This is a genomic window from Mesorhizobium sp. M7A.F.Ca.MR.362.00.0.0, assembly GCF_004023175.1.
Lineage (GTDB): Bacteria > Pseudomonadota > Alphaproteobacteria > Rhizobiales > Rhizobiaceae > Mesorhizobium.
Window position 1 is genome coordinate 1 of the sequence record NZ_RZTF01000287.1, and the last position, 8644, is coordinate 8644.

The 8644-nt window shown below is 62.2% G+C and carries 10 protein-coding genes; 5 read left to right on the forward strand and 5 right to left on the reverse strand.

Annotated features, from left to right (window positions below):
* Both EOC06_RS26775 and EOC06_RS26780 read left to right on the forward strand, forming a co-directional pair.
* On the forward strand, window positions 1–577 hold a 577-nt coding region (locus EOC06_RS26775), incomplete at its 5' end, for a LysR substrate-binding domain-containing protein (RefSeq protein ID WP_245470101.1).
* A 75-nt stretch (window positions 578–652) separates the two neighbouring features.
* A complete protein-coding gene (locus tag EOC06_RS26780; protein WP_127295019.1) occupies window positions 653–1963 on the forward strand; it encodes a hemolysin family protein in 1311 nt (436 codons plus the stop codon).
* Between the two features lie 27 nt (window positions 1964–1990).
* Here the strand turns inward: EOC06_RS26780 and EOC06_RS26785 are convergent, their stop codons facing one another.
* Both EOC06_RS26785 and EOC06_RS26790 read right to left on the reverse strand, forming a co-directional pair.
* Window positions 1991–2383, reverse strand: coding sequence for a nuclear transport factor 2 family protein (locus tag EOC06_RS26785; protein WP_128309193.1), 393 nt, complete (start codon window positions 2381–2383; stop codon window positions 1991–1993).
* 1 nt (window position 2384) lies between these two features.
* The gene (locus EOC06_RS26790) at window positions 2385–3269 is read right to left on the reverse strand and encodes an NAD(P)-dependent oxidoreductase (RefSeq protein ID WP_128309194.1); all 885 of its coding nucleotides are present in this window, start codon (window positions 3267–3269) and stop codon (window positions 2385–2387) included.
* A gap of 129 nt (window positions 3270–3398) precedes the next feature.
* On the opposite strand from EOC06_RS26790, the gene EOC06_RS26795 reads away from it, so the two are divergent.
* A complete protein-coding gene (locus EOC06_RS26795) occupies window positions 3399–3752 on the forward strand; it encodes a helix-turn-helix domain-containing protein (RefSeq protein WP_128309195.1) in 354 nt (117 codons plus the stop codon).
* Window positions 3753–3834: 82 nt separating this feature from the next.
* On the opposite strand, the gene EOC06_RS26800 is transcribed toward EOC06_RS26795, so the two are convergent.
* Window positions 3835–4089 (reverse strand): DUF1127 domain-containing protein, encoded by a 255-nt coding sequence (locus EOC06_RS26800; RefSeq protein WP_127318578.1) that lies wholly within the window; start codon window positions 4087–4089, stop codon window positions 3835–3837.
* A 230-nt stretch (window positions 4090–4319) separates the two neighbouring features.
* Here EOC06_RS26800 and EOC06_RS26805 point away from each other — a divergent pair, with 230 nt between their 5' ends.
* Window positions 4320–5828 (forward strand): winged helix-turn-helix domain-containing tetratricopeptide repeat protein, encoded by a 1509-nt coding sequence (locus EOC06_RS26805; RefSeq protein WP_128309196.1) that lies wholly within the window; start codon window positions 4320–4322, stop codon window positions 5826–5828.
* Between the two features lie 49 nt (window positions 5829–5877).
* Here EOC06_RS26805 and EOC06_RS26810 read toward each other — a convergent pair whose 3' ends face one another.
* A complete protein-coding gene (locus EOC06_RS26810; protein ID WP_128309199.1) occupies window positions 5878–6474 on the reverse strand; it encodes a CGNR zinc finger domain-containing protein in 597 nt (198 codons plus the stop codon).
* A gap of 117 nt (window positions 6475–6591) precedes the next feature.
* Between EOC06_RS26810 and EOC06_RS26815 the strand changes: the two genes are divergently transcribed.
* Window positions 6592–7500: an alpha/beta fold hydrolase gene (locus EOC06_RS26815; protein WP_128309197.1), complete on the forward strand. Its 909-nt coding sequence runs from the start codon at window positions 6592–6594 to the stop codon at window positions 7498–7500.
* Window positions 7501–7510: 10 nt separating this feature from the next.
* Here EOC06_RS26815 and EOC06_RS26820 read toward each other — a convergent pair whose 3' ends face one another.
* Window positions 7511–8437, reverse strand: a complete 927-nt coding sequence (locus tag EOC06_RS26820; protein ID WP_128309198.1) for a DMT family transporter — start codon at window positions 8435–8437, stop codon at window positions 7511–7513.
* Window positions 8438–8644: the final 207 nt, after the last annotated feature.

Below are 8644 nucleotides of genomic sequence, written 5' to 3' on the forward strand. Positions count from 1 at the left end.
GTTCGAGATTTCGAGGAAATTTCCGGACCTGACGGTGGAAGTCTCCTTCAATGACCGCCGCGTCGACCTGATCGAGGAGGGCATCGACCTGGCGATCCGCATGGGCGAACTCGACGACAGCCTGTCGCTTGCGGCCAGGCGCCTCTACGCCCAGCGCTCGGCCATATGCGCGGCTCCCGACTATCTCGACAGGCATGGCCGGCCGCAATCGGTCGAGGATCTCGCCGATCACAGCGTCATTGGCTACGGTCGCGAGGGCATCGTCCGGCCCTGGGTGATCAGGCATTCCGACGGCCATCTCGCAACCTTCATGCCCAAGGCGCGACTCGTTCTCGGCCATGGCGAACCGATGCTGGATGCAGCGCTCGCCGGCTGCGGCATCGCCTTCCTGCCGACATGGCTGGCCGCCGACAGCCTCAAAAGCGGCGATCTCGAAATGGTGCTGTCGGACTGCCTGGTCGAGAACATCGTCGTGCATGCCGTCTGGCCGGTAACGCGCGCGCTCACGCCAAAGGTACGGGTTGTCGTCGACGCCCTCGTCGAACATTTTTCGGCGCCGCCCTGGGATGCCGCGTGACCGAAATACCGGTCATTTCTCAAAAATCACGTCGGACTATTTTCGAAGACCGCGCCGCAATGCTATTGACCGCTCATGTTATACGTAGAAATCGCTATCGTGGTCGTCCTCATCTGTGTGAACGGCCTTCTGTCGATGTCCGAACTTGCCATCGTCTCGTCGCGACCGGCCCGCCTGAAAGCGATGATCGACCGCGGCATCAATGGCGCCGGCCGCGCGCTCGAGTTGGGTTCCAATCCCGGCAAGTTCCTGTCCTCGGTGCAGATCGGCATCACCCTGGTCGGCGTCCTCTCCGGCGCCTTTTCCGGCGCCACGCTCGGCGAACGGCTGGCGCAGTTCCTGGCCTCGACCGGCATCCGCGAGACCGTCGCCGATCCGCTCGGCGTCGGCATCGTCGTCGCCATCATCACCTATTTCTCGCTGATCGTCGGCGAACTGGTGCCCAAGCAGATCGCCTTGCGCGACCCAGAGCGGGTCGCCGCCAGGGTCGCTCCGGCAATGACCATCCTCGCCACCGTTTCGGCGCCGCTGGTCTTCCTGCTCGATTTCTCCGGCCGCACCATCCTGTGGCTGCTCGGCCAGCGCGGCGAAAGCGAGGAGAAGGTCACCGATGAGGAGATCAAGATGCTGGTCGCCGAGGCCGAGCATCACGGCACCATCGAATCCGACGAGCGGCGCATGATCGCAGGCGTCATGCGGCTTGGCGACCGCGCCGTGCGCGCGGTGATGACGCCGCGCACCGAGGTCGACTGGATCAATCTGCAATCCGACGAGGCGGCCATCCGCAAGCTGCTCATGGAAACCCAGCATTCGCGCCTGCCGGCAGGCGACGGCGGCGTCGACGTCATGGTCGGCGTGGTCCAGACGCGTGACGTGCTGGCGGCGTTGCTTGCCGGCCGCGTGCTCGACCCGCGCAGGCATGTGCGCGCAGCCCCCATCGTCTACGACCAGGCCGACGCGCTGGATGTGCTGCAGAAGCTGAAGGAATCCGACGTGCCGATGGCGCTGGTGCATGACGAATACGGCCATTTCGAAGGCATCGTCACCCCGGCCGACATTCTGGAAGCCATCACCGGCGTGTTCCGCGCGGACACAGACGCCGGCGACGAGGAGAACGCGGTCAAGCGCGAGGACGGCTCGTGGCTGCTCGCCGGCTACATGCAGGCCGACGAGATGGCCGACATTCTCGGCATCGACCTGCCGGAAAACCGCGATTACGAAACCGTCGCCGGTTATGTGCTGTCGCACATGCACCATCTGCCGGCGACCGGCGAATGCGTCGACGCCCAGGGCTGGCGCTTCGAGGTGGTCGATCTCGACGGCCGCCGCATCGACAAGCTGATCGCCACCCGCCTGCCCGGCGCCCACCGCGAGGCGGTGCGCTGACATGTTCGAATGTCAGCTTTTGACCGGTTAGCTGACGCCGCCCTCTGCCAGAGATCGAGCTGGTTTCAACAAACCGAAGAAGCCAATGATGCGCGTTATCCGTTTCTGCTCCTCATCCAGAAAAGCGATGTCCAGGCCCTCGGGTAAAGACGAACCGTCAGGCATCACAAACTTCCACGCGAAGCGCGCGACGCCGTGATGAACATCCACGTTGCTGGTCCGCAGAATGCATGCACCCGGATACTCGCTCTGAATTCCTGCAATGTGGGCTAGAAGTTCTTCAGCACCAACTGCGTGAACGGTTGGATCGGTATACGTCGCGCCATCGCTCAAGATCGATAACAGCGACACCCGCCGCTTCCCGGCGTTTTCGGTGGACCACGATGCACAATACTTATCAATGAGATGCGTCAAAGGCATGCTACTTCCCTGTCGCCAGAAAATTCGAGAGCGCGGCGAAATCATCGTGCAAGTGGCCCGCCGCTATGGCCCGTTTGAATATCGCATCATAACCATCGACTATTGAACGGTCGATTTCGCGGAACTGCATCACCTCCAATAGATGCTGCATTGCGCCGTGGTGCGCCGAGATCGACGAGAGCGTTTCGTTATCGCTGGCAAATCGGCCAGCGCTCGTCCGCTTGATGAGGTCGGTCACCAGGCCGTCAATGACCGGCGCCGTCGCGGACCACTGCCGCGCCAGTTCACCGAGTTCGATCTCTTCGGCCTGCGACACGGCGATCGCATGGAGCGTCCCGAACAGAGCGCCCCACATGATAGCCAGTAGTGCGCTATCGAGCCCGTTCGCACGCCCTGGTTCTTCGCCAACGTGCTGAACATTGCCACCCAAAGCGCGAAACACATCGCGGTTCGTGTCGAAAGCCGCCCTTGGCCCGGCAAGCAGGATGGTTCCGGCGTCCGTGCCGATATAATCCGGCGTCGCCATGATCGCGCCATCAAGGTAGCTTGCGCCGTGCTCCCTATACCAATCAGCGGCTTCCCGTGCGCCATTTGGCGTCCCGGAAGTCAACTCCACGATCAGCTTGCCGCGAATGGCTGAGGCGATGGCGTCACTTTGGAGAAGCGCTTTTGTCGCCTCATAGTCGCTGACATTCACAATGATGATCTCGCCTGCGTTCACGGCTTCCTCGACGGAGGGCGCGACGATTGCGCCCAGCCTGGCGAGTGGATCGGTCTTCTGTCTGGCTCTGTTCCAGACAGTCGTCGGGTATCCGGACTGAAGCAAGCTGCCGGCGAGCGCCGAGCCCATACGGCCCGTTCCAATAACCGTGATTGAAAGCTTCATTCCACACTCCATATCAATTGGCGGCGTCAGACCGCGTTTTGCTGTGATCGTCTTGAGAGGTATGTCAAAACGAGCGGCGCGCGATACGCACCCGGGCGTAAGTGGTCACCAGAAGGTAAGGAACGCGCGATGAACAATTCCGCGGACAATGGCTTTGCAGCGGCCGTCAGGATGGTCGAAGGAAAGTGGAAAGTAGATATCCTTTGCGAACTCGGAACGGCGTCGCGCAGATTTGGTCGATTGAAACAGGCGCTCTCTGGCATCAGTGAAAAGATGCTGGCGCAACAATTGCGAGAACTGGAGGCGGACGGCCTTGTCGACCGCAAGGTCTTTTCCGTGGTTCCAGCGAAAGTAGTCTATTCGCTGACAGAACGCGGCGCGGCGCTCAACGCAGCAGCAGGTTCACTATGTCTGTGGGCCGAGCAATTCGGCCTGCCCGGCTGCACTCAGATTGCCAATGGCGTACATATGGATGCGCTCTGATGCATGTCGCCCAAAGCGACCTCGGTTTGGGCGCCCATCGCGAGGCGGTGCGCTGACGCCCGACGCAATTGCGGCATTCGCTCTATCGTTCCCAGAAGGGCTTGGCGATCTCTCCCTCGACCTGCTGTATCGTCAGGCCGATATCGTCGATCAGATGCGGATTGTCCTTCGACATCTGCCTGAGTTGCCAGCGAAAGCGTATCCGTTCGCGCCAGGTCCGATCGTGCCAACTCGCTATGATGCTTCGCAGGGTCTTCAGGAGCCGGCGCGATGCCGGCCGCACGGGCGTTCCCGGTCGCGCTGCACAACGCTGGGCTGATGCAAGTGTATTGGTCATGGCAACCTCCATATGGTTTGAGGGCCTGGGGCTCTCGATGAGGTTGAATTCTGCGCGATACGGACGGCGCCGTAATTAAGCCCTCCCAAATAGTTCTCAAAACTTCCAAACGAGCCAGAGCAGTTCACCGGCTCACGGAAACGGCAAACTACTCTAACCCTTTGTTTTGACGCAATTCCGAACAGAAAACCGCTTCACACTTTTCCTGGAATTGCTCTATAGATGCGCCTATGCAGGGATCGCGTTTTGCCTTTGGTCCGTTCGTGCTTGATCCGGGTGCGGGAACGCTGCTTCGGAACGACGTCCCCGTTGCCGTTGGCTATCGCGCGCTGAGCCTGCTTGCAGCACTCGTCGGGCGGCCCGGTGAAATCTTGGGGAAGGCCGAGTTGATGGACGCTGCATGGCCGGGCACGGCCGTGGAGGAAGGCAACCTCACCGTCCAGATCGCGCAGTTGCGCAAGCTGCTTGGTCCTGTCGGCGAGAACGGCGAATGGATATCCACCGTTCCGCGCGTCGGCTACCGTTTCACGGGGGCCGTCGAACAGCTCGGCGAGGCCAAGCGAAAACCCTTGCCGCTGCCCGACAAACCATCGATAGCCGTGCTGCCCTTCGTCAATTTCAGCAACGATCCCGAGCAGGATTCCTTCGTGGACGGGTTGACCGAAGACCTCATCACCGACCTGTCCAGGATCTCCGGCCTGTTCGTCATCGCCCGCAACTCGACCTTTGCCTATAAGGGAAAAGCGATGGACGTGCGCGAGATCGCCGGGGATCTTGGCGTGCGCTACCTGCTGGAAGGCAGCGCACGACGCGCCGCGGGGCGCGTGCGCATCAACGCACAGCTGGTCGACGCGGTGAGCGGCGACCATCTGTGGGCGGAACGCTTCGATCGCGGCCTGGACGATATCTTTGCCGTTCAGGACGAGGTTACGGCCAAGATTGTGGAGGCGTTGCTTGGCCGTCTGCGCGCGCCGCCGCCGCGCAACCGACCCAGCAATCTCGAGGCTTACGATCTCTGCGTGCGGGCGCGCAAGCTGATCGACGATTCGCCGCAGATGGCGCAGGAAGCGCATCTGATGCTGACGCGCGCGGTGTCGCTCGATCCTGATTACGCCGAGCCCTATCGCTGGCTTGCCATGAACCACTGGATGGGACAGGTGCATTGGGGCGGACCAACCGAGGCTGCCCGCAGCGTTGCCCTGGAGCTGGCGCGCAAGGCCGTGGCGATCGATCCCAACGATGCCGGCTGTCGCTGGATCCTGGCTTATCTGCTTGCCTATGAGCGCAGTTTCACTGAAGCGGATGCGGAATTCGCCAAGGCGATCGAGCTCGACCCGAACGAGGCCGACACCTGGGCGGCATTGTCCGACATCGCGGTCCTGGCTGGACGGGTCGAAGAAGGCCTCGAGCACATCGGCAAGGCGTTCCGGCTGAACCCGTTTCCGGCGAGCTGGTACTATCTGACGCTCGGCCAGGCGCAATATGCGGCGCGCGACTACCAAGCCGCTATCGAGACGTTGCGCCGTGACGAGACCTATCGCACAAGCTCACGCCGTTTCCTGGCCGCAAGCCTGGCCCAACTCGGCCGGCTCGAAGAAGCGCGCTCGGAGGCCGAGCTGTTCCTCGTCGGCAACCCGCATTTCACAACCCATCACTGGGCGACGACCGAGCCATTCCGCGACGCCGCTACGCTCGAGCATTTCGTCGATGGTTTTCGCAAGGCCGGTCTTCCGGAGTGACGCGCCGGCATCCGTCCTGCCCGCAGCAAGCGACGTGCCTAACCCGGGTCTAGGCATGGGCATGACCTCGGTGGCGCGACACCTTCTCGCGGTTGCCGCAGGTGCGCATGCTGCACCAGCGCCGCTTGCCGCCTCGCGACGTATCGAGGAAAAGCCAGCCACAGCGAGGGCAGGAATGCAGCCTGTCGCGCGGCAGGGTGAAGAACGCTTGGATGGACAGCATAGCCAGCAACGCGGTGATGGCGTCCGGGTCCCGCCACCGGGCAAGGGCAAGCTTCGGTCTGGTGCCATCCAGTTCGATAGAGCCGGCGGCAAGCGAGCTTGCCGTGCGCGAGAATAACAGGCCAAGCGGTTCGGCCGCAGACGGTTTGCCCGCGGCGATTGGCTCGAAAACCTGAAATGACGCCTCCCGCATTTCGCGGACCCCTTCCACGAACCGCCCATCCGCTATCCCGGCAACGGCCTGCGCCTGGCGATCGTCAGCAAGCCCTGAGGCGTTGAACCAGTTCGCAACATCCCGGACGGACTTGAACAGTTCATTATCAGCTGCCGGCGCCCGCCGGTCGAACACGGCATTCGACAGGTCCAAAGCGGGATGCCCGCCGATGAAGTGATCCGGCACCCATTCGGTGTATGCATCGCCCACGGAACATAACCTCATTAACCGAATTATACGGTTACATGATGTAACCACTATCACAGGGATACGTGGTGTCGAACCCATAGCACCGCCAGGTCGGCGCGGACCACTGGGAGAGAGAGGATGTGCAGCAATCGTTACAAGACCTACCACGAAACCATCAATGTCGACGGCCTCGACATCTTCTACCGTCATGCCGGCGACCCCGGCAGACCGGCAATCCTGCTGCTGCACGGATATCCGACTTCGTCGCACGTCTATCGCAATGTCATCGAACCGCTGGCGGAGACAGCCTATGTGGTGGCGCCGGACCTGCCCGGTTTCGGCTTTTCGTCCGCCCCTTCCATCGATGCCTATGACTACACGTTCGAGAACCTGGCCAACACGATCGAAGCCTTCGTCGAGGCCCTCGGCATCCAGCGATTCTTCCTCTACATCACTGACTTCGGCACGCCTGTCGGCTACCATCTCGCCACACGGCAGCCGGATCGCATCCTCGGCCTGATCGCGCAGGACAGCAATGCTCATGACGAGGGGCTGGGACCGGAATGGGACGCGCCGAAGGCATTCTTCGCCGAACCGACTGAAGAAAACCGCGCCAAACTGCCGGACTGGATGAATTTCGAGGGGACCCGAAACCAATATATCGGCGGTCTCCCCGAGCGTCTGAAGGTATTGTTTCCGCCCGAGGGTTGGCATCTGGATACGGAGCGCCTGGCGAGGCCCGGCAACACCGACATTCAGTTCGAACTCTTCACCGATTATGGCTCGCACATCGCCCGCTTCCCGGCCATCCAGGCCTATCTCCGCGACCAACAGCCAGCATGCCTCGTGCTGTGGGGACGGCACGACGCCTTCTTCGCGCTGGACGAGATCATGGCCTACAGCCGCGACCTCGACGCAGTCGAAATCCATGTCTTTGAGAGCGGACACATGCTTCTCGAAACGCATCATCGCCAATGCGCGGCTCTCATCGCTCACTTCATCCACGAGGTGGAGACTGGGGTATTTCGCGAACCTGCAGGGCGCTGAACGTCGGCGCTCAAACCGCCATTTCGATGGGCTCGGCAAGCCTTGGATTGGCCCGCGCGGCGATCAGGCAGCCGGCGACGATCAGGCATGCTCCGGCCAAGGTGGTCCAGGTCGCCTCCTCGCCGAAGAAGAACCAGCCGAGCGCGACCGCCCAGATGAAGGCCGAGTATTCCGTCGGGATCAGATATTGCGCTTCAGCGCGGGCGTAGGACCAGCTCATCAGGAACTGCCCGGCGAGCGACAGCACCGTCACCCCGGCCAAAGGAAGCCAAAGATTGCTCGGCAGGGCGACGGCGAGCCAGGGTGCTGCGAGGCCGAGGAGGATGGCAACGCAAAGGTTCTGGAACAGCATGATCTCGATCGGCTTGGCCAACTGCGCCTGTTGCCGGGCGAGGATCAGATTGTAGCCGTAGAACACCGTCGACACGAGCACCGCCGCCGTGCCGAGCATGGCATCTTGCGAATAGTCTGCCTGCCCGAACTGGCCGGCCATGATGATGGCGACGCCGGCAATGCCGGCCAGCGATGCCCAGACAGCCTGGCGCCGGATCCGTTCGCCCAGCAACAGCGCGGCGAGAAACAGGGCAAACAGGGGCGCCACGAAGCTGAGCCCGATCGCCTCCGCGAGCGGCAGCCTGGCCAAGCCCCAGAAGAAGGATATCAGGACGACGCCGACAATCGCGGCACGCAGCGCATGCAGCCTCAGCACCGGAACGGTTGGCTTTAGGCGCGGTCCCGCCAGCCAGGCCGCGCCCGCGACCACGGTCGCGACCATGCTGCGCCACAGCAAGGTGTTGTAGACGCCGACCGCGATGACCAGGATCTTCATCGCCGCATCCATCCCGGACAGCAGGAAGATCGCCAGCGCGCATACGAGCACCGGGATCATCGGGGAAACGGCGCCGGTCAGGCTGGATGTCTTCACGGCTTCACTCATGTGACGGATTGCAGCCGGATATATCAGGGCAAAGGGCGCGACCAGATGGCAGTCCCGTCGATGTAGCGGTCCAACCCCGATTGGCATCGTGTTCGCGGCTATGGCGATGCTATATGTCGACGCATAGAGCGGCTGTCGGTTGTTTTCTCGCAAAGTCGGCGCCGCCCCTCATCGCCCTGCCGGGCACTTCTCCCCGTATAGTGACGG

What these genes read in the sequence shown, in the direction of transcription:
- EOC06_RS26780 (WP_127295019.1), top strand. Translation starts at nt 653, where the DNA reads ATGTTATACGTAGAAATCGCTATCGTGGTCGTCCTCATCTGTGTGAAC.
- EOC06_RS26785 (WP_128309193.1), bottom strand. Translation starts at nt 2,383, where the DNA reads ATGCCTTTGACGCATCTCATTGATAAGTATTGTGCATCGTGGTCCACC.
- EOC06_RS26790 (WP_128309194.1), bottom strand. Translation starts at nt 3,269, where the DNA reads ATGAAGCTTTCAATCACGGTTATTGGAACGGGCCGTATGGGCTCGGCG.
- EOC06_RS26795 (WP_128309195.1), top strand. Translation starts at nt 3,399, where the DNA reads ATGAACAATTCCGCGGACAATGGCTTTGCAGCGGCCGTCAGGATGGTC.
- EOC06_RS26800 (WP_127318578.1), bottom strand. Translation starts at nt 4,089, where the DNA reads ATGACCAATACACTTGCATCAGCCCAGCGTTGTGCAGCGCGACCGGGA.
- EOC06_RS26805 (WP_128309196.1), top strand. Translation starts at nt 4,320, where the DNA reads ATGCAGGGATCGCGTTTTGCCTTTGGTCCGTTCGTGCTTGATCCGGGT.
- EOC06_RS26815 (WP_128309197.1), top strand. Translation starts at nt 6,592, where the DNA reads ATGTGCAGCAATCGTTACAAGACCTACCACGAAACCATCAATGTCGAC.
- EOC06_RS26820 (WP_128309198.1), bottom strand. Translation starts at nt 8,437, where the DNA reads ATGAGTGAAGCCGTGAAGACATCCAGCCTGACCGGCGCCGTTTCCCCG.